Source organism: Sulfurimonas denitrificans DSM 1251, from assembly GCF_000012965.1.
In the GTDB taxonomy this organism is placed as follows: Bacteria; Campylobacterota; Campylobacteria; order Campylobacterales; family Sulfurimonadaceae; genus Sulfurimonas; species Sulfurimonas denitrificans.
Genome location: NC_007575.1, coordinates 1,345,768 through 1,365,884, shown reverse-complemented (window position 1 = coordinate 1,365,884; position 20,117 = coordinate 1,345,768). Strand labels below are relative to the sequence as shown.

Annotated in this window: 18 protein-coding genes; 10 read left to right on the top strand and 8 right to left on the bottom strand. The window is 33.5% G+C overall.

Annotated elements, in window-relative coordinates; genetic code table 11:
• Nucleotides 1–3 precede the first annotated feature (3 nt).
• A complete protein-coding gene (ftsA, locus tag SUDEN_RS06765) occupies nucleotides 4–1,365 on the bottom strand; it encodes a cell division protein FtsA (RefSeq protein ID WP_011372923.1) in 1,362 nt (453 codons plus the stop codon).
• Between the two features lies 1 nt (nucleotide 1,366).
• The gene (locus SUDEN_RS06760; RefSeq protein WP_011372922.1) at nucleotides 1,367–2,830 is read right to left on the bottom strand and encodes a peptidylprolyl isomerase; all 1,464 of its coding nucleotides are present in this window, start codon (nucleotides 2,828–2,830) and stop codon (nucleotides 1,367–1,369) included.
• A 166-nt stretch (nucleotides 2,831–2,996) separates the two neighbouring features.
• Between SUDEN_RS06760 and SUDEN_RS06755 the strand changes: the two genes are divergently transcribed.
• Entirely contained in the window at nucleotides 2,997–3,344 is a 348-nt protein-coding gene (locus SUDEN_RS06755) for a hypothetical protein (protein ID WP_011372921.1), read from the top strand.
• Complete coding sequence (locus SUDEN_RS06750; protein WP_011372920.1) at nucleotides 3,341–4,639, top strand: adenosylmethionine--8-amino-7-oxononanoate transaminase; 1,299 nt, start codon at nucleotides 3,341–3,343, stop codon at nucleotides 4,637–4,639. Before SUDEN_RS06755 ends, SUDEN_RS06750 begins: the two co-directional genes overlap by 4 nt.
• Here SUDEN_RS06750 and SUDEN_RS06745 read toward each other — a convergent pair.
• Both SUDEN_RS06745 and SUDEN_RS06740 read right to left on the bottom strand, forming a co-directional pair.
• Complete coding sequence (locus SUDEN_RS06745) at nucleotides 4,636–5,226, bottom strand: class II aldolase and adducin N-terminal domain-containing protein (RefSeq protein ID WP_011372919.1); 591 nt, start codon at nucleotides 5,224–5,226, stop codon at nucleotides 4,636–4,638. The two genes, SUDEN_RS06750 and SUDEN_RS06745, sit on opposite strands and share 4 nt — an antisense overlap.
• A gap of 44 nt (nucleotides 5,227–5,270) precedes the next feature.
• Entirely contained in the window at nucleotides 5,271–5,645 is a 375-nt protein-coding gene (locus SUDEN_RS06740) for an ArsR/SmtB family transcription factor (RefSeq protein ID WP_011372918.1), read from the bottom strand.
• Between the two features lie 96 nt (nucleotides 5,646–5,741).
• On the opposite strand from SUDEN_RS06740, the gene SUDEN_RS06735 reads away from it, so the two are divergent.
• Nucleotides 5,742–6,221 carry a rhodanese-like domain-containing protein gene (locus SUDEN_RS06735; protein WP_011372917.1) on the top strand — a complete coding sequence of 160 codons (480 nt, stop codon included), beginning with the start codon at nucleotides 5,742–5,744 and terminating at the stop codon, nucleotides 6,219–6,221.
• Nucleotides 6,222–6,490: 269 nt separating this feature from the next.
• Here SUDEN_RS06735 and dnaJ read toward each other — a convergent pair whose 3' ends face one another.
• Nucleotides 6,491–7,612 carry a molecular chaperone DnaJ gene (gene dnaJ, locus SUDEN_RS06730; protein WP_011372916.1) on the bottom strand — a complete coding sequence of 374 codons (1,122 nt, stop codon included), beginning with the start codon at nucleotides 7,610–7,612 and terminating at the stop codon, nucleotides 6,491–6,493.
• 99 nt (nucleotides 7,613–7,711) lie between these two features.
• Here dnaJ and mltA point away from each other — a divergent pair, with 99 nt between their 5' ends.
• The 7 genes from mltA (at nucleotide 7,712) to SUDEN_RS06695 (ending at nucleotide 17,101) form a co-directional block, all read left to right on the top strand.
• Nucleotides 7,712–8,872, top strand: coding sequence for a murein transglycosylase A (gene mltA / locus SUDEN_RS06725; protein ID WP_011372915.1), 1,161 nt, complete (start codon nucleotides 7,712–7,714; stop codon nucleotides 8,870–8,872).
• 4 nt (nucleotides 8,873–8,876) lie between these two features.
• A complete protein-coding gene (gene recR / locus SUDEN_RS06720; protein WP_011372914.1) occupies nucleotides 8,877–9,446 on the top strand; it encodes a recombination mediator RecR in 570 nt (189 codons plus the stop codon).
• A 1-nt stretch (nucleotide 9,447) separates the two neighbouring features.
• Nucleotides 9,448–10,227 carry an MlaA family lipoprotein gene (locus tag SUDEN_RS06715; protein WP_011372913.1) on the top strand — a complete coding sequence of 260 codons (780 nt, stop codon included), beginning with the start codon at nucleotides 9,448–9,450 and terminating at the stop codon, nucleotides 10,225–10,227.
• A 2-nt stretch (nucleotides 10,228–10,229) separates the two neighbouring features.
• Nucleotides 10,230–10,832 (top strand): ABC transporter substrate-binding protein, encoded by a 603-nt coding sequence (locus SUDEN_RS06710; RefSeq protein ID WP_041672269.1) that lies wholly within the window; start codon nucleotides 10,230–10,232, stop codon nucleotides 10,830–10,832.
• Between the two features lie 6 nt (nucleotides 10,833–10,838).
• Entirely contained in the window at nucleotides 10,839–13,325 is a 2,487-nt protein-coding gene (locus SUDEN_RS06705; RefSeq protein ID WP_011372911.1) for an efflux RND transporter permease subunit, read from the top strand.
• A gap of 63 nt (nucleotides 13,326–13,388) precedes the next feature.
• A complete protein-coding gene (locus SUDEN_RS06700) occupies nucleotides 13,389–16,058 on the top strand; it encodes a glycosyltransferase family 2 protein (RefSeq protein WP_011372910.1) in 2,670 nt (889 codons plus the stop codon).
• 23 nt (nucleotides 16,059–16,081) lie between these two features.
• Entirely contained in the window at nucleotides 16,082–17,101 is a 1,020-nt protein-coding gene (locus SUDEN_RS06695; RefSeq protein WP_011372909.1) for an aldo/keto reductase, read from the top strand.
• Here the strand turns inward: SUDEN_RS06695 and SUDEN_RS06690 are convergent.
• The 3 genes from SUDEN_RS06690 to SUDEN_RS06680 all read right to left on the bottom strand — a co-directional run bounded on the left by SUDEN_RS06690 (nucleotide 17,098) and on the right by SUDEN_RS06680 (nucleotide 20,104).
• Nucleotides 17,098–17,889 carry a shikimate dehydrogenase gene (locus SUDEN_RS06690; RefSeq protein WP_011372908.1) on the bottom strand — a complete coding sequence of 264 codons (792 nt, stop codon included), beginning with the start codon at nucleotides 17,887–17,889 and terminating at the stop codon, nucleotides 17,098–17,100. The genes SUDEN_RS06695 and SUDEN_RS06690 overlap by 4 nt on opposite strands.
• Nucleotides 17,890–17,971: 82 nt before the next feature.
• A complete protein-coding gene (locus SUDEN_RS06685; RefSeq protein WP_011372907.1) occupies nucleotides 17,972–19,375 on the bottom strand; it encodes an anthranilate synthase component I family protein in 1,404 nt (467 codons plus the stop codon).
• 45 nt (nucleotides 19,376–19,420) lie between these two features.
• A complete protein-coding gene (locus SUDEN_RS06680; RefSeq protein ID WP_011372906.1) occupies nucleotides 19,421–20,104 on the bottom strand; it encodes an SPOR domain-containing protein in 684 nt (227 codons plus the stop codon).
• Nucleotides 20,105–20,117: the final 13 nt, after the last annotated feature.

The following is a 20,117-nucleotide window of genomic DNA, read 5'->3' as shown; positions in this document are numbered from 1 at the left end:
TCCTTAAAATAACTGGGTTGCCCAGTTCCAAAATTTGCTAAACGCCCCTGCTTCATCTTTTTTCTTCTCTTTTTTCAGCCCTATATTAATCATCATAGGCGCTTGTTTGTCTTGTTCAAAGGGTGGAGTTGGAATTTGAGTATCTTCTCTTAAGTTGATACTAGGCTGTTGCTCTTCAAATACCTCATTTGAGTGCCTTACTCTTCTATTTACATCTATTTCGTAAAGAGTGTATGCAGAAGCGGCATAGATAACAAGACCTATAGCACTTGAGTATTCAGGTGAACGAAGGTTGTCAAAGAGTCCATGCATCTCTTTTGGTTTTGCAAGACGAACTGGAACTGAGCCAAAAGTAGCAATTGCCAACTCTCTTATGCCTTCCATTTGAGAAAAGCCGCCAGTCAAGACTACACCCGCACCCATTTTATCTTTTAGACCACTGTTTTCAATAAACTGAGCCAATATCATAAGCGTCTCTTCCACTCTCGCATAGATAACATTATGCACCACTTCAAGCGATACTTCATGTGTTGCACTCTCGTTACCAATAATTGGAAGCTCTATCAAATCATTGCTTGGCGCTAAAAGTGATCCGTATGTAAGTTTTACACTCTCAGCAACATTTAGTGGAGTGTGAAGAGCCATAGATAAATCACTTGTTACATGACTTGAACCAACACCTAAGAAATCGTTGTATCTTATTGAATTTCCTGAATGTATTACTATATTACTTGTATTTCCGCCCATATCGATAAGAGCAACACCTAGCTCTTTTTCATCACTATTTAGTGTAGCAATAGAAGATGCGTACCCAGCTAAAACTATATTATCAACTTCAACACCAGCTCCACGAACAGCTTTTCTAAGGTTGTTAAGATTCGATTTTTGAGTTGTTACAATGTGTGTATCAACTTCAAGCCTTGAAGCATTCATACCTAGTGGATCTTCTATATAGTCTTGATCATCGACTTTGAAGTTATAAGGAAGCGCATGAAGAACTTCGTATTCGTTTGGTATGTTTGCATTATAAAGAGAAGCCTGCATAACTCTTTCTATCTCTTTAAAACTAACTTCTTTGTTTTGAATGTTAACTATTCCGCTTGAATTCAAACTTTTAGTATAAGCACCAGAGATAGAAACTATAGCATTTTTAACTTCTGTTCCAGATACCCTTTTTGCATCGTTTAATGCAGTTCTTATAGATTTTGAGGCAAGTTCTATATTTGTTATACTTCCTCTTTTAAGACCCTGTGCTTTACAAACACCAGCTCCTGTTATAGATATTGATTTATCACTGCCAATTTCAGCAATAATTGCGCATATTTTTGTTGAACCTATATCTATGGCTAAAACAGTTCTGCTCAACTTATATTCCTTTGATAAAAATCTCAGTTTTGTACTTGCTTTGAAGATTTTTTACTAAACCTTCATTAAACATAGTACTCTTCAATCTACTGATTGAATTGTTTGGATCAGTGTTAGTATTGCTTAGCAACTTTTGTTCCAAAACGTTATACATAACAACAGTTCCACTCTCTAAATTTACATATCCTCTTCTATCTTGCGAGGTAAATAGAATTGACAAAAACTCGTCAGCTTCATCTTTAGTTAAATCTGTTAGTAATGAAGAATCATTCGCTGTTATATAATCGGTTATTTTTCCATTAAATGTAGCAAAAGATTTTTTTGCTAACTCTTCGAGTTTTATTTTCTTTTGTTCACTCTCATAAATAGGCAATACTTCACTCTTAGCTTCTTCATAACTCTTAGGTTTTGCAGGGTTTGTAGTTACTAACTCAAAGATGAAGTAGTTATCTTCAACCATGATTGGTTTTGAAAAAGGAGAGGTGGATGTTAGCTTTGATATAGCCTCAAAAGCTTCAGTACCAAAACTGTTGTTTGAAGCGGAAATAGTTGCAGTTTGTATCTCTGAAGGTTCAATTTCTCCTTTTTTATAAGAAACGTATTTTTTTAGAGCCTCTTTTTTAGACTCTTTAGCATCTAGTTCATACTTTATTTTCTCTTTAGCATCTTCAAAAGGTATGATTTTCCCTTCACCATCTTTTAGAGAAATTTTGTTTTCACTATAATATTCATTCAGTGCTGCATCGTTATACTCATTAGATTTTTTATCATGTTTTATATATTTTATATCGTAACTAACTTCACTCATAAAGTTATTTTGTATCTTCTCCCAAAACGATTTCAATGATTCATTTGATGTATCAAGAATAATTTGGTTAGCATTTAAAACTTTATAGTCGATTTTATCAGCAATACTAAATGCAGTATCTATAATTTTTTGTTCACTCTCTTTTGTTTGAATTTTGAGGAGGGAGAGAGTTTTTCTAATCAAAAGCTCTTTTTTAATATCAGCTTCATACTCTTTTGTTTTAATATTGTTTTTTGAAAGAACATCTTTGTAAACATCTTTGTCAAAAACGCCATCTTTAAAAAAATAATCTTTAGATGTTATCTCTTTTAACAACTCTTCATCACTAACTTCAAGGTTATAGGATTTTGCAAGATTTAAAACAAGTGCTTGTTGTGTTAAGAAGTTTAAAGCTTGAGATTGTAAGCCAAAACTTTTTGCTTTTTCTTCATCAAATTCACCTTTGAACATCTGTGAATACTGAGCATAAATATTTGAGTAGCTTTTTTGAAGCTCTCCCATTGTAATCTCTACACTTCCTACTTTTGCTACAGCACCTGCTTTATCTCCATAACTATACTGTCCCCAACCCACAAATCCAGCTCCAACAAAAGCTATTGTAGAAATCCAGATAGTAATAATTAGATATTTTTTATGTCTTTGCATCCATGTAATCATTGAGTTTAGAGCCTTGTGCGTGATATTTCTGTAATTTTAGGTAAATTCGTATTAAACCTTGATAAAGAGCAGTTATGCCACTATAAAATAGTTGGTTTATAAACTTAAGATGAGAGTAAATGAAAAAATTGTAGAATCATATAACTTATACTAAAAAGGATTTTTGATGAGAGATGTTGAGAAATATTTAAATATTAAAGAAAAGCTTCCAAAATTGCCAGAAGTGCTTTTAAACACTATTCAGTCTGATATCTTAGAGCTTAAAAATATTGATAAAACATGTAAGAAATATATTGATTTATGTTCTAAAATTAGTGAAATCAAAGATGCTCACTATGTCGTTTATTCAAAATATATTGATAAATCAAATCATAAATATGAAAAATTTATCTTTTTAGGTGAAGAGGGCGAAGAGTTATTTGATGTTAGTGGCTTAGAAATAGATTTATATGGCTTGCTTACATGTGTTGACTTGAGTGTTACAGATGAGTATAAAGCAGCCTCTTCAAAATGAATAATGAAGAGTTAAAAAAGAGAGATTTGGCTGTTTTATGGCATCCTTGTACTCAAATGAAAGACCATGAAACACTTCCTCTTATTCCTATAAAAAAAGCTTATGGAGTTTATTTAGAAGATTTTGATGGCAATCTTTACATAGATGCTATTAGTAGCTGGTGGGTTAATATTTTTGGACATACTAACAGTTATATAAATGAGAAGATAAAAGAGCAATTAGACACATTAGAGCACGTAATATTGGCTGGATTTACACATGAGCAAGTTGTTAGACTCTCTGAGAGATTAGTTAAACTCACTCCAGATGGACTTGAAAAATGTTTTTATGCAGATAATGGCTCAAGTGGAGTTGAAGTTGCTCTAAAGATGAGTTTTCATACGCATAAAAATAATCAAAAAGAGAAAAATATTTTTGTCTCATTAACTAACTCTTATCATGGAGAGACAATTGGCGCTCTTAGTGTTGGAGATGTCAAGCTCTATAAAGATACATATAAACCGCTCTTAATCCAAAGTATCCAAACCCCCGTACCAAAAGATATGAGTATAGAAGCTGCAAGAGAAGCCGCATGCGAGTTTGAAAAATTATGTGAAAAAAGAGCTAAAGAGATTAGTGCAATAATACTAGAACCGCTGATACAAGGTGCTGGATATATGCACATGTACCATAAAGAGTTTTTAATTTTAGTACGAGAAATCTGCAATAGATATGATATACATCTTATAACCGATGAAGTGATGGTTGGTTTTGGAAGAAGTGGAGATATGTTTGCATGTAAGAGCGCTAACATAACACCTGATTTTCTCATTTTATCAAAAGGGCTTACAGGTGGCTATCTCCCGCTATCTGTTGTACTAACAACAGATGAGATTTATACCTCTTTTTATTGTGATTATAGCGAAAACAGAGCCTTCTTGCACTCTCACAGTTATACAGGAAATGCACTTGCATGTGCAGCTGCAAATGCAACTTTGGATATTTTTGAAAATGAAAATATTATAGAAAAAAATCAAGAGATAGCAAACTATATGGCAGAGGAACTTTTAAAATTTAAAACGCTAAAAAATGTTTTATCAATCAGACAAACAGGAATGGTTTGCGCAGTTGAACTTAAAGGATATGATTCAAAAGATAGAATAGGTCTTAAAGTCTATGAATATGGTTTAAAAAATGGTGTGCTGCTGCGCCCTCTTGGACATGTAGTCTATTTTATGCCGCCTTATATTATTACAAATGATGAGATAAAAAAGATGATGCAAGTTGCATACGAGGCTATAAAAGAGCTCTCTTAATCAAAAGATGAGTCTTTTTGTGCATTGTCTAAGAGAAGAAGTCTGCAACTTTTCTCTAGGATTGCAATTTTTTTTGCCATCTCATGGATATCTCTATTGTAGGTATAAACTCCATAACCACGAATAACCATTATGTCGCTCTTTTTACTTTGAAAATAGTAAGCAATTTCGCTACTTGCGCGCTCATACCAATCATCAAAATTTCTAGGATCAAATATATCAATTGAGCCTATTTCACTGTATCCAAAATAGTCTCGTGGAATTATTACATTGTGGTCTAATGAGTAAGCGGTTGTAAATGGCGGCATGCTAAAGCAGATAAATTTTGCATCAGATATCTGTGAATAGATACTATGATGTATATTGGAGTCAATGCTTGCTTGATTCCAGCGATAATCCTTTTTGTAGTAAAGCTCTATAAGTGAAGAGTTGTCAAGTGCATCAAAAATAGCCTCTTTTGTATTTATGATAAAGCGATTGGATTCAGTCTTAGCAGATATAGAGCCATGAAAAATGCCAAAGAAATCTTTTCTAAACATCGAGAGTGCTAAAGAAGATAGTTTGTTCGTAAGATGTTCTTTGTTCATTTAAAATTTCTCTTTTGTTAAAATATAAAAGTTTATCACAAAGCCTATTTTAAAACAATATCATCAAAGAAGAGTTCTCTGTCTGTTTCAAAATTTTCAACCAACTTTGTAAAACAACCACCAAGCTCCCTAATAGTCTCTATATTTGGCTCAATATATATCTTATTTGCTTTTTTTTGCATTTTTATAACATTTGCCTCACGAAGCAGCTGTAGATGTTTAGAGATTGTAGGCATGGAAAAATCAAAATGTTTAGCTATAGTTGTTACACATGTAGCATGTGGATTTGCTTCTATTTTGGCATTTTTATCATCAATAGAGCAAACATAACCTCCCGTAAAGACATTTTTAAAAATCAAAAAACGTGTTTCATTACCAAGAGCTTTAAAAATTTTTATTTTTTGTTGCATATCCAACATTTCTTTTCCTTGACAAAGAGTTGAAATAATTATACCATACAAAACGTATTTAGTTAAATGCCTAAATATGCAAATGGATTTTTAGAAAGGAAAAAAATGAAAAAAACTATAGCAAATTGTCTCTTTTGCGCAGGATTACTTTTTGCGTCTTCATCTCTTTTTGCAGAGGAAGATGCAAAAATGGCGCTTATAAATGAAGCAAAAAAAGAGGCTAGAGAAATAACTCCCCTAGAGCTCAAAAGTATGTTTGAGAATGAAGAGAGTGTTGTTATTCTGGATGTAAGAGAGTCTGAGCAAAGAGCAGAAGGGTATCTTTTTGATGATTTTGTTTCTGTTAATACTGTTTCAATTACTCGTGGTAATTTAGAGTGGGAAGTGCTAAGTAAAATTCAAGATAAAAACAACACGATTGTTACATATTGCAGAAACGGCGGACGTGGTGCATTGGCGGCACAAACACTCAAAAGAATGGGGTATAAAAATGCTAAAAATCTCAAAGGCGGGATTCAGGACTGGGCAAAGGCTGGTTATAGCGTAAAAACAGGTTTTGGTGTGACTGCATTAACAACAAAGTAAGCAGATGAAAAATAGAATCGTAAGATTATCTATTTTATTGCTAAGTGCTTCATAACTATATTTAGAGTTTGATTATAATTGACAAGTTAGAGTGATTTGTATAGTTTTTTTACGACATGACATATAATAGAATCTTTTTGAGATTATATAAAACTTAGCAATAAAAGTGTCGCAATTTTTTGTTTATGTAGTTTACATATAGTTTTGAACTCGAAAAGTTTTTATGAGAGAGCATGAAGTATATGGCAAGCTCTCTCTAATATTTAAATCTATTTAAACCAGTTTTTCATCTTATCAATTGCCGAATCCAATACACTCTCATGTGGTTTTGATTCTATACCAAAAGACTCTTGGAGTTTACTTAGCAGTGCACGCTGTTCATCACTTAATTTTTTAGGATAAGTTATATTTACTTGAGCAATCAGATTTCCCTTGCCATGACCATGAACATCATCTACACCTTCACCTTTAAACGTAAAGTGCTGCTTATCTTTAGTTCCAATATCTAGTTTTAACTCTAGCTCACCAGTTAGAGATGGGATATTTAGTGTATCTCCAGCTACTGCTTGAGTGAAAAAGACAGGAATTGCTATATAGACATCATTACCCTCTCTCTGAAAGTGTTTATCAGCCTTAACACTAAAAGTTACATATAAATCACCCCTAGTGCCTCTCTTACCGATATTTCCTTTTCCAGAGACTCTTAGGCGGTTACCATTATCAATCCCTTTTGGAATTTTTATAGTGACATCTCCTTTCTCTTCAAGGTAGCCTTTTGCACTACAGCTATCACATGGAGCTGAGGGTGCTGAACCTGTTCCTTGGCATGTTGGACAGGTTTGAGAAAATGTCATAAAACCTTGCTTCATAAAGACTTGACCTTGTCCTCTGCACCCAGTACATGTAGAGAGTTTGCCATCTTTTGCACCTGTGCCACTACAACTTTTACAAGAGTTTTTATATTTATACTCTATATCCTTTTCACACCCAAAAATTGCCTCATTAAAGCTAATTTTCATATCTACGTTCATGTCAAGATTATATTTTTCCATCTCTGCAGGGTTTTGACGACGACGTGATGAGCCACCAAAACCACTAAACATCTCTTCAAAAATAGAGCCTAAATCATCAAATCCACCAGATGAGCGGCCACGACCACTCATTCCAGATAGACCCTCTTTGCCATATCTGTCATAGATGCTTTTTTGTTTATCATCGCTTAAGCATTGATAGGCTTCATTGCATAGTTTAAACTTGTGTTCAGCTTCATTATCCCCTGGATTTTTATCAGGATGATATATTTTTGCCATTTTTCTATAAGCTTTTTTTATTGTTGTTTGATCTGCATCTTGTGAGATTTCTAAAATTTCGTAATAGCTTAAATCTTTCATAATTGTAATTAATACCCCAACTCTTTAGAATTTTTTGGCAATTATATCGTTAAATATTTAATGTTCATATACTTAGAGTGATTTGGTATAATTGCACTTATGAAAAAAAATATACTCTACTTAATTACGATTTTACTATTTCTAGGATGTTCTAAAGAACCAACAATGCCTATTTCCAAACCTATTATAGAAGACCCTATAATTACAGGAGTAGTTAAAGCAAAGCCTGAGAAAATAACATTTGAAACTATGCCAAATACTGAGTTTATAAAAAGCAGTTTTGAAGAGCTTCCAGATTGGGAGAGTGAAGATTACATAGATGCTCTAAACTCTTTTGTAAATAGTTGTAACACAATAAAAACAAAATCACTTTATAAAGAGTTATGCCAAGAAGCAAGTAGAGTAAATGATGCAAAAAGTTTTTTTATAGAAAAATTTTCACCATACCAAGTTGATATGACAAACAGAGACGGTGATGGGCTCTTAACAGGATATTATGAACCTCTCTTAAGAGGATCTTTGAGTAAAAAAGAGCCATATATCTATCCAGTTTATTCAACTCCAAGAGATCTTTTAGTTGTTAATTTTACACAACAGTATCCAGAGCTGAAAAATTATAGATTAAGAGGACGTAAAGAGGGAAACAAGGTAGTTCCATACTACTCAAGAAAAGAGTTAAGTAATCGAAAAATTGATGCAGATATTGTCTGTTATGTAGATTCTAGAATAGATTTATTCTTCTTAGAAGTGCAAGGTTCAGGAAGAGTTTTATTGGATAGCGGCGAGGTTATCTATGTCGGTTTTGATAATTTAAACGGACACAAATATAGTTCTATTGGAAAATATCTTATAAATGCAGGTGAGATGAGTTATGCCGAGGCTTCTATGAGTGGTATTAAAAATTGGTGCGATAAAAACCCATCACGTGTAGATGAGCTTCTTCATCATAATGATTCTAAAGTTTTTTTCAAAAAAAGAGCAAAACCAGCATCTGGTGCACTAGGTATTGTTTTGACTCCAAAACGTTCTGTTGCAGTTGACCAAAGTTATCTGCCTCTTGGTAGTATGCTCTATATGAGCGCAGATACAAAAGAGAGAGATTTAAATAGAATTGTAATAGCTCAAGATACAGGCGGGGCCATAAAAGGGAGTGTTAGAGCTGATCTGTTTTTTGGTTATGGAGATGAGGCTGGACAAAGTGCTGGAAAGTTAAAAGCACCTCTAAAGTTGTGGATATTGTTGCCAAAAAAAGAGTCTTAATATTATGAGTGAATCTTTAGAGAAGTTCAATAAACTAGTTGAAGCATTTCAAGAGCTTCCAACAATTGGCAAAAAATCAGCAATAAGACTAGCTTATCATATTGTTATGAAAAATAGTTTTGTTGGTATAAAGATAGCCCATGCTATAGAAGAAGCACTAGGAAGCATTAAACAGTGCGCAGCGTGTGGTGGCATGAGTGAGGATGAACTCTGCTTTATATGTTGTGATGAGAGCAGGGATGAGACACTTCTTTGTATTGTTGAAAATGCAAAAGACATTCTTCTTTTAGAAGAAAACAGACTTTTTGATGGAAGGTATTTTGTTTTGGATTCACTTGAAAACTTTAACCTTTCTGGTTTAGAGAGTTTAGTTAAAAATGGCGTTGAGGAGATTGTTTTTGCATTAACGCCATCTATTGCAAATGATGCTGTTATACTATATATTGAAGATAAATTAAGTGATTTTACTATAAACTTTTCAAAAATTGCTCAAGGAGTACCAACTGGAGTAAGCTTAGAAAATATTGATTTATTATCTTTAAGTAGAGCATTAATAGACAGAGTGAAGGTATAATATGAGAGTACTCTTTATGCTGTTTAGTCTAACTATTTTGATAGGATTAAGCGGATGTAGTTCAAAGGGCATTGTGGAGCCTAAAGAGGTAGCTGTTGAGCAGAGTCAAGATGATGAATTTCTTGATTCATTTAGCAATGAGATGGAAGTGAAAAAAGTTTGTGACCCACTAAGTGGCTACAACAGGGTTATGACATCTTTTAATGATGGTGCTTATGAGTACTTCTTAAGACCTGTCGCTACTGGATACTCAAATATACTACATGTAGAGATTCGCAGAAGTGTAGATAATTTTTTTAACAATATATATATTCCAGTTAGTTTTGTAAATAATATATTGCAAGGCAAATTTCAGTATGCACTACAAGAGGGAAGCAGATTTATTATAAATACAACAGTTGGTATTGTTGGATTGTACGATCCAGCAAAAAACTATTTTGAAATTGAAGTACATAAAGAAGATTTTGGGCAGACACTTGGTTTTTATGGAGTTGGTAGTGGACCTCATATAGTATTGCCTCTTCTTGGGCCTTCAAATTTAAGAGATTTAGCGGGTATGTATCCTGATTCATTCTTTACATTTATTGATTATGACAAGAGAGGTTACTGGACCCTCACTGATACTCCAGCAGAGTATTTTAGTGTAAAATTTATTGAGTATGTAAATCTTATATCTCTAAACAAAGAGAAATATGAGAAGATGAGAGAAGATGCAGTTGATCTTTATCCATATCTAAGGGATATTTATGAACAACGTAGAAATAAATTGATTGAGGAGTAGAATTGAGAAATATAAGCAGGGTTTTTTTTGCATTCTTGGTGATGTTTGCATTTGGACAAAGTTTGGTTGCAGATGAACAAGCGGAGTTAAAAAAACATTTTTTAAACAAAATAGATGAAGTTATTTTAATAGTAGAAGACAAAAAAATCTCAAAAGATGAGAGAAATGCAAATATTGTAAAAACATTAACTCCAATGTTTGATTTTGAACTTATGGCAAAACTTAGTCTTGGGAACAGATGGAAAGAACTCTCTCTTGAGGATCAAGATAGGTTTATAAAGCTTTATGTTCAGAGGATGAAGCAGTCTTACTCATCAAAAATAGATGCCTACAAAGATGAAAAGGTTGAAGTTAAGCAGATTGAGCAGCCAAAACCAGATAGAATAGCGCTAGCAACCGATCTTATAAGCAAACAAGATAAACTTGAAATTGTTTATAAATTTCATAAACCAAAAACTCCAATTGCTGCTAAAGATAGTTGGTTGGTTTATGATGTAGAGATACTTGGCGTTAGCATTTTAAAAACAGATATAGCTCAATTTAGAGAATTTTTACAGACAAAGAGTATAACGGCGCTTATGGATGCTTTGGCAAAGCAATCATAAAAACAGATGCTGTATAATTTATATAAAAACTATCTACTAAAATATCCAAAAATAATTTTATTGCTCATGGCTGTTTTTGTAGTCGTTATGGCACTCTTTGCCATGAGACTTGAGATAGATGCAAGTGCAGAAACTCTTCTTCTTGAAGATGATAAAGATTTGGAGTTCTCAAGGGATGTGGCAAGGCGTTTTGAGACATCAAGTTCCTTGGTTATTACATACACAACGCAAGATGATTTATTAAGTCAAGAGAACATAGAGAATATAAAAGAGTTAAGTACAGATATAAAAACTCTAAATATTGTTGAATCTATAAATTCTATAGTAAATGTACCGCTTTTACAATCTCCACCAATTCCTCTAAAAGAGCTCTTAAAAGATATTCCAACGCTTGAATCAAAGGGTGTAGATAAAGAGCTGGTTAGAGAAGAATTTTTAACAAGTGCAGTATATAAAAAAAATCTAGTTAGTGAAGATTTTACAACTACGGCACTGATGATAAATCTCAAGAGAGATGAGAATTATTTTTCACTTATAAATCAAAGAGAAAAATATATTAAATTAAAAAAAGAGAAAAATCTAAGTGATGAAGAGAAGATAGCATATAAAAACATTGCTTTAGAGTTTAAAAAGTATAGAGATATTTTAAGAGAAGAAAACCATAAAACAATAGCTGACTTAAGAGCAATTATAGTAAATTTTGAAAAAAATCATCCAAAAGTAAAGCTTCATTTAGGCGGAATTGAGATGATAGCTGATGACATGGTAGAGTTTGTAAAATATGACCTAAAAACGTTTGGATTTATAATTGTTTTATTACTGATAATTATTTTATATATTTTACTAAGAGAGGTTAAATGGGTTGCAATCTCACTCTTAATTTGTACAGTTTCGCTTATCGTAACAAGTGGATTTCTTGGGCTCTTTGGGTTAGAAATTACAGTGGTCTCATCTAATTTTATTTCGCTCCAACTTATTATGAATATGTCTTTGGTTGTTCACTTGGTAGTTCGATACAAAGAGTTGCTTTTAGAGACGCCAAATGAGTCACAAGAGAACTTAGCAATACAAAGCGTTCTTTCAATGGGAAAACCATCTCTTTTTGTTGTTCTAACTACAATTGCTGGGTTTAGCTCTTTGGTATTTAGTGGTATTTTACCAGTAATAAACTTTGGCTGGATGATGAGTGGCGGAATAGTTGTCTCACTTATAATTACATATATTCTCTTTCCAATTACACTACTCTTCTTAAATAAAAAAGAGCCTAAAGAACAAACAGAAGAGGAGCTTCCCTTTACCTCTAAAATTGCTCAAATCGCATATAGTTATAAGAAGAGTATCATAGCTATAACTATTTTAGTAATACTTTTTTCTATCTCTGGTGCCACAAAACTTAGAGTTGAGAATAGTTTTATTGACTATTTTAAAAAAGATACGCAGATATATCAAGGTATGGCACTTATTGATAAAAAACTCGGCGGAACAACACCCCTTGATATTATCTTAACATTTAAAGAGGGAAATGATGGCATTAAAGATATAAAAGTTGTAAGTTCTGATGAAGATGCTGAGTTAGACTCATTTTCTGATGAGTTTAAAGAGCAAGAGGGTGATAAAGAGCAATACTGGTTTACACAAAATAAAATGAGAAAGATAAAAGAGGTACATGAGTATCTTGAATCTCTTGAGGCTGTTGGAAAAGTGCTCTCTTTATCAACAGCAGGAGAGGTTTTAAAAGTGCTTAACAACAATAAAGAAGCTGATGGATTAACTCTGGCTCTTATGTACAAAAAATTACCTCCAGAATATAAAAAGATAATCTTATCGCCGTATGTAGATATAGAGAATAATCAAGCAAGAATAAGTACAAGAATTATCGACTCAATGCCAGAGTTAAAACGTGATAAGCTTATAAAAAAGATAGATTTTGACTTAAATAATATGTTAAATAAAGAGTTTGAAGAGCATAAAGTATCTAATCTTTTAGTTATGTATAACAGCATGTTACAATCACTCTACTATTCGCAGATTAAAACTATAGGTGTTGTTGTTGTTATTCTTTTTTTTATGTTTTTAATCCTCTTTAGAAGTTTTAAAGTGGCTTTAATTGCCATGATTGCAAACATAGTTCCAGTAGGTGTTGTTTTTGGCTTTATGGGATGGATGAATATTCCTCTGGATATGATGACGATAACAATCGCAGCAATCAGCATGGGAATTGCGGTTGATGATACTATACACTATATTTATCGCTACTCTTTACTTTATCGTGAATTAAAAGATGCAATTTCATCCATGTTTAGTGCACACAAAAGTATAGGAAGTGCTATGTTTTATACATCAACTATAATCATAGTTGGTTTTTCTGTTTTACTATTTTCTAACTTCTTTCCAACCATCTATTTTGGGCTTTTAACTATGATTGCTATGTTTATGGCAATTGTTGCAGATTTGCTACTTTTACCTGTTTTAATTCTTCTTTTTGGTATTTAAAAATTTGTATATAACTTTTTAAATTTTTGATGTACAATTCGATAAATTTTCCTAGGAAGTACATTGAAATATATATTAGTTTCGTTACTGCTCGCTTCACTTTTACAAGTTTTTTTATGGCTAAATAACGATAAAAAATTCATAACTCCTCCTGATGCCGATGACATTATAGAGTCTCTCTCTTACGCTCCTTATCAAAAAGGTAATGAGAAAGAGATGCTTAGTGATGAAGAGGTTATTAGAGATTTAACCCTTTTAAAAAAGTTCACAAATACTGTGCGTTTATACTCTGCTGATGATTCGCAAAAAGTTATGCCACACTTAAGTGCTCTTGGTATGAAAGCGCACATGGGTCTTTGGCTCTCAGGAGTTGTTGAGGATAATGAAAAAGAGATAGCTTTAGCAAAGAGTCTTATAGCGGAGTATCATCAAAATCTTATATCTGTAATTGTTGGGAATGAGGTTCTTTTACGCGATGATTTAGATCCAGATGAGTTAATTGTTCATATAAAAGATTTTAGAGAGTTTATAGATATTATACAAAAAGTAGAAAAAGAGGATAGAGAAAAAGCAATTCAAGAAGAGATTGCAAAAGAGAAAAATAAAAAAGTAAGAGCTAAAAAACTCAAAGAAGCAAAAGCGAATGCTGCTAAAGAAGAGAAGCACACTATTTTAGTAACAACAGCTGAAATTTGGAACATGTGGTTATTATACCCATATTTAGCCGATGAAGTTGATATTATAAATATACATATACTTCCATATTGGGAGAAAATTAAAGCTGAGGATTTTGAGTCATTCTTTAATGAAAAATATCAAAAAATAAGAGATGTACACCCAACAAAACCTATAATAGTAGGAGAGTTCGGATGGCCTAGTAGAGGGTATAATAATCAAGCTTCAGTAGCAAGTCCTCAAAATCAGGCAATGGTTATTAGAAAATTCTTAGGGCTTGCAAAAAAAGAGGGTTTTAGTTATAACCTTCTAGAGGCATTTGATCAGCCTTGGAAAGGTGTTGATGAGGGAAGTGTTGGACAATATTGGGGTATTTTTGATGCAAATCGTCATCTAAAATTTGAGCTTCAAGGCGAAGTTTTGGTAGAGCCATTTTGGTTTATGCAGATGGTTGCGGCTGCTATTATTGGTGCGATACTAACGTTCTTTGGATTAAGAAATCAAAATATAAACTTTTTACATGCTATGACTTATGGTTTAGCAGCGCAAGGTATCTCTTTTGGTATTGTAATGTCAGCTGTCTATCCGTTTGTACATTACATGAATTTTGGAACATGGGTTATGTGGGGAATGGGTACTATTTTAATGGTGCCTCTTACTATGATAACTTTGGCAAAGGCAAATGAACTCTTTAAGTGTACAATTGGAAGACCTCCTGAGAGGCTTATACCTCTTGATTTAAAATCAGATCATGTTCCTTTTGTAAGCATACATGTACCTGCATATAAAGAACAGCCAGCTGTTTTAAAAGAGACTCTAGAAGCTCTTGCAAATCTAAGATATACAAATTTTGAAGTTTTAGTTATTATAAATAACACTCCAGAGGATTTTTACAAAACACCTATTAAAGAGCTGTGTGAAGAGCTTGGTGAAAGATTTGTTTATCTTGATATAGAGTGCACTGGCTTTAAAGCAGGAGCTCTAAATAGAGCGCTAGAATTTACAAATCCTACATGTGAAATATTGGCAGTTATAGACGCTGACTATGTTATAAAACCAAACTGGCTTATCGATTTAGTTCCTATTTTTGATGATGCAAAAGTGGCACTTGTTCAAGCTCCGCAAGATCATAGAGATGGAAATGAATCACTTCTAAAGAGAGCTATGAACGCAGAATATGCAGGATTTTTTGACATAGGAATGGTTGAACGTAATGAAGAAAATGCCATAGTAGCACATGGAACTATGATAATGGTACGCAAGAGTGCTTTTGATGAAGTAGGGCAGTGGAATACTGATACTATAGTTGAAGATAGCGAGCTAGGTCTTAGACTATTTGAAGCTGGATATATAGGGCACTACACAAATCGTAGATATGGACATGGATTGCTTCCTGATACGATAGAAGCGTTTAAAAATCAGAGACATCGCTGGGCTTATGGTGCTGTTCAAATTTTGAAAAAACATTGGGAACATTTTAAACCATCATCAAAAACATTGACACGCTCTCAAAAGCATCACTTTATTACAGGGTGGTTTTTTTGGCTCTCAGATGCATTAGGAACAGTCACTTCAATACTGAATATTATTTGGGTTCCTGTAATTATATTTGTAGGCGTTACTATTCCTACTATTGCGCTGACTGTGCCAATTATTACAGCATTTATAGTAAATGTTATTCACTCTTTTGTACTTTATAGAACAAGAGTTGGCGCAAATTTCTATCACTCTTTACTTAGTGCAATTGCTGCAATGAGTCTGCAACTGACAATTTTTAAAGCCGTTTATGATGGATTTGTAAAAGATAGACTTCCATTTAAGAGAACGGAAAAAGGTGGCAATAGTAAAAGAAGTATTAGCAGTCCTGTAAAAAATGAGATTATCTTAGCAACACTCTTAATTGGTTCATTTGTAGCATTGATTATGACAAATCATCAAAGGATTGTAGAAGTTTATATATTTTCTGCAACTATATTAATTCAGAGTATCCCATACCTCTCTGCTATAATTCTTAGACTAATTGAGAAAAGCTCTTATAAAAAGGCTAATGACTCATAATATAACCAAAACGGAGTTAAAAGATGGAGTACAGATACATAGGAAAAACTGGTCTTAGAGTTACACCTATCTGCTTAGGAACTATGAGTTTTGGCTCTTGGAGTAGCGAAGCAGAATCTTTTAAGATTATGGATAAAGCTTATGATAGAGGGGTCAATTTTTTCGATACGGCTGAAATCTATCCAGTTCCACCAAGAGCCGAAGATGCAGGCAAGAGTGAGACAATTATAGGAAAATGGTTAAAGAGCAAACCTCGAGATAGTATTATCATAGCTTCAAAAGTAGCAGGGGCTGCAAACGGTTGGTTTGTTCCACTAATTCGCCATGGATATACAGCTATAGACAGATTTCATATAAAAAAAGCGATAGAGGGAAGCCTTAAGAGGTTAGGAACTGATTATATAGATCTATACCAGATGCACTGGCCAGATACAGTTGTACCTATTGAAGAGTCTCTAGTAGCCTTTGATGAGCTTGTAAAAGAGGGAAAGGTTAGATATTTAGGAACTTCAAATGAGTCAGCTTATGGGCTTTGTAAAGCAAATGAGACCTCAAAGAGATTAGGTATTGCTAGATTTGAATCTATCCAAAATAATTTCTCGCTAAACAATCCACGTTTTTTGGATGAACTCTCCACTTTATGCACAAAAGAGAACATCTCTCTCTTGGCTTATTCGCCAATTGCTGGAGGAGTATTAAGTGGCAAGTACAATAGTAAAGATTATCCACAAAACGCAAGATACACGGATTATATGATTAGTAAAAATATAAGATTAAACTCTCAAGCGGAGAGATTTTTAAATGAGAAATCATTAAAATCTACTGCACTATACTTAAATATAGCAAAAAAATTTCAAATTTCACCAGTAACTTTAGCTGTTGCCTATTCAAAACAGTTTTCATTTGTAGCTTCAACTATCATAGGTGCTAGAAATATAGAGCAGATGGATGAATCGCTTGGAGCGTTAGATGTTACGCTAAGTGAAGAGATAATGGCAGAGATAAAAGCAATTCAAAAAGAGATTATGTACCCAATGGGCTAAAGAGTAAAACTCTTTGACATGTAGTGCTCTATATCATCGCTCTTTAGCTCACTGTTTACAAAGAGTTCATTTGCTAAAATGCCTTGAGCGAGTAACATGTCAGCACCATCTTTACATGTGATGTTTTTCTCTTTTGCCAGCTTTAAAAAAGGTGTGATTTTTCCATAAATCACTTCTGCTACAAAAGAGGTGTTATTTAGTATCTGCTCAATTAAAGCAAGTGGAGCGGGGAATTCTTTATCTTTTAGTCCAGCACTTGTTGAGTTTAGTACCAAATCATATTTTTTTATCTCAAAATTATCCCAGTTAAAGCACTCACAACCAAGTTCTTTAAAGTAAGAGAGCCTTGAATCACTTCTGTTCATAACGCTTACTTTTATGCCAGAGTCTATAAACTTTGAGGCTAACGCCTTTGCAGTTCCACCAGCTCCAAGGATTAAGATGTTTTTTACATCCCCAAACTCTTTAATAGCAAACATAAACCCATCAGCATCCGTGTTGTAGCCTATAAGACGACCGTTTTCGTTTACGATGGTGTTTACTACTCCAACCTTTTTTGCAAAGCCTCTTACTTCATCACAAGCTGCATACGCAGCCTCTTTGTGAGGAACTGTGATATTTGCACCTGAGAGCTTGAGTGATAAAAAAGTCTCTTTCAATTTTGAGCCATCTTGCAGATGAATTCTGGTGTAACAAGCTTTGTAGTTTAGATTTTTAAATACGCTGTTGTGCATAAGCGGAGAGCGAGAGTGTGCAACAGGGTCGCCAAATATGGCAAAAAGTTTCATAAATTTCTCCTTTTTCCTGAGCAAAGCCCAGCAAAAATTCCTCTCACTAAAGCTACTGCTTCGCCGAGAAAAATTATAAATTTTAGTCTAAATCTTCAAGCGAAGCAACTAATGCTCCGAGTTTATTTTTGACTTCTAGGTATTCAAGCTCATTTTGACTATCTGCAACAACTCCAGCTCCAGCTTGTAGAATGACTTTATCATCTTTAACCATTGCTGTTCTTATAGTTATCGCACTATCCATATTTCCATCAAAACCAAAGTAGCCAACACTTCCACTATAAAAGCCACGTTTTAGCCCTTCAAACTCTGCTATAAGTTCCATTGCACGAATTTTTGGAGCTCCTGTCATTGTTCCTGCTGTAAAAGTTGCCATAAACAAGTCAAACATGTCTTTATTATCAGCAAGAGTAGCTGTAACATCTGAGACTATGTGCATAACATGTGAAAATCTCTCTATATGCATCATATCTTCAACTCTCACACTTCCAGTCTTTGCAACTCTGCTTACATCATTTCTACCTAAATCTATAAGCATTAGATGCTCTGCTAACTCTTTTGGGTCTGTTAGTAGTTCAGCTTCTAGCTCTTTGTCTCTTTGCTTTGTAGAGCCTCTTTTCCTTGTTCCAGCTATTGGGCGAAGAAGAAGTTCGCCATTAGTGAGCCTTACCATGACTTCAGGGGAACTTCCTACTATATTAAAATCTTTGTACTCCATTAAAAACATATATGGAGATGGATTTTTAGTTCTTAGGATTCTGTAAAAACTAAATGGATCTACTTTTATATTCCTTGTAAAGCGGTTTGTCATAAGAATTTGAAAAACATCACCACTTCTTATCATCTCTTTAGAGTCATCAACCATTTTGAAGAACTGCTCTTTGGTGTGAGCAAAACTACCTTTATCGTTTCCTATATTTTTGACCATATCTATATATTTATAAGACTCTTTTAGTTCACTCTCAATCATATCAAACTTGTCGCTCATCTCTTTTAGTGTGCTAATGAGTGTTAATTGATGGTTTTTATGAGAATAGACTAAAATCATCTTTGGAAGTATGAGATCAAGGTCTGGAGTATTTAGTTCATCTTTTAAAGTATCCATCTTTGAGTGTAATTTAGGCTCAAAAACTTTTACCATGTCATAACCAATGTAGCCTATAAAACCATCTACATAACCGACTTTAAGTTCACTTGAGGCTTTTTTATAGATTGAGATGTCTATATCTTTATAGTAATTTTTTAGAAAAGTAAACGGTGACTCATCACTATAGTGAGATAAGCCGTTGGCATCGGAGTAGATAGTTTTACCATCCATATATTTGATGCTCTCTCTAGCACCCATACAGATAAAACTGTAGTTGCCATCACTCTGGCCAGCACTCTCAAAGAGAAAAGATATCTCATCTTTAAATATAGTTTTTAATTTTGCATAAACTGCAATTGGAGCTAATTGATCTTGAAAAAATTGTTTTGAATAAATCAAAGGAGTACCTTATAAAAAAGTTGCCCCCGTAGGAGCATAGTTACATTATATTTTTGTTAAAAAAGCACCTGATTCAACAGAAGACCTTAACTCTTTGAGTGCTTTTCTAGCCTCACTCTCAGTAGCAAAAGGACCAACTAGAACTTTATTTAAAGGAGTGGCATTGTTTGTTACTTTATGAAATTTATACTCATATCCAAGCTTTGTTATAGAGTCTAAAAATTTCTTATTTGGCTCATATCTTGAAAAAGAACCAACTTGAATATACAATCCTCCAGAAGCTGCAATTTGAGGCTTAGGCTTCGGCTCTTTTGTTACTGTTTTTTTAGGTTCTAACTTTTTGCTCTCAGTTTTTTTGCTCTCAACTACATCTTCTTGTTTGGTTTCTTCTGCTTTAGATTGTAATTTTGGAGTCTCTTTTGTGCTCTCTTCTTTAAGTTTTTGTGCAATTTCATCTAAAGATATATTCTCTTTACCTGCTTCTTGAACGACAGTGACATCTTCAAAAAGAGGTTCATCTGCTACACTCTTTATCTCTCTTTGTGGCTCAGGAGGGAGAATTGCTTGTGGCAGGTTATCAGTACTACTAGATGTTATACTATTCATAAGCATAACGACTACAATAAGTACAATACCAAGTGTAGCAACAGCTAGAATAACTCTCTTATTTCCAGCAGACGAACTGTTTTTATTTAAGATAATATCATTTAGTTCATTTTTTTCTTCCATAACGTCTCCTTCA

Excerpts from the sequence above, each read along its gene's own strand:
- dnaJ (WP_011372916.1), bottom strand. The coding sequence starts at position 7,612 with ATGAAAGATTTAAGCTATTACGAAATTTTAGAAATCTCACAAGATGCA.
- SUDEN_RS06745 (WP_011372919.1), bottom strand. The coding sequence starts at position 5,226 with ATGAACAAAGAACATCTTACGAACAAACTATCTTCTTTAGCACTCTCG.
- SUDEN_RS06750 (WP_011372920.1), top strand. The coding sequence starts at position 3,341 with ATGAATAATGAAGAGTTAAAAAAGAGAGATTTGGCTGTTTTATGGCAT.
- SUDEN_RS06705 (WP_011372911.1), top strand. The coding sequence starts at position 10,839 with ATGCTGTATAATTTATATAAAAACTATCTACTAAAATATCCAAAAATA.
- SUDEN_RS06715 (WP_011372913.1), top strand. The coding sequence starts at position 9,448 with ATGAGAGTACTCTTTATGCTGTTTAGTCTAACTATTTTGATAGGATTA.
- SUDEN_RS06760 (WP_011372922.1), bottom strand. The coding sequence starts at position 2,830 with ATGATTACATGGATGCAAAGACATAAAAAATATCTAATTATTACTATC.
- SUDEN_RS06735 (WP_011372917.1), top strand. The coding sequence starts at position 5,742 with ATGAAAAAAACTATAGCAAATTGTCTCTTTTGCGCAGGATTACTTTTT.
- SUDEN_RS06755 (WP_011372921.1), top strand. The coding sequence starts at position 2,997 with ATGAGAGATGTTGAGAAATATTTAAATATTAAAGAAAAGCTTCCAAAA.
- SUDEN_RS06695 (WP_011372909.1), top strand. The coding sequence starts at position 16,082 with ATGGAGTACAGATACATAGGAAAAACTGGTCTTAGAGTTACACCTATC.
- SUDEN_RS06680 (WP_011372906.1), bottom strand. The coding sequence starts at position 20,104 with ATGGAAGAAAAAAATGAACTAAATGATATTATCTTAAATAAAAACAGT.
- SUDEN_RS06740 (WP_011372918.1), bottom strand. The coding sequence starts at position 5,645 with ATGTTGGATATGCAACAAAAAATAAAAATTTTTAAAGCTCTTGGTAAT.
- mltA (WP_011372915.1), top strand. The coding sequence starts at position 7,712 with ATGAAAAAAAATATACTCTACTTAATTACGATTTTACTATTTCTAGGA.
- SUDEN_RS06690 (WP_011372908.1), bottom strand. The coding sequence starts at position 17,889 with ATGAAACTTTTTGCCATATTTGGCGACCCTGTTGCACACTCTCGCTCT.
- recR (WP_011372914.1), top strand. The coding sequence starts at position 8,877 with ATGAGTGAATCTTTAGAGAAGTTCAATAAACTAGTTGAAGCATTTCAA.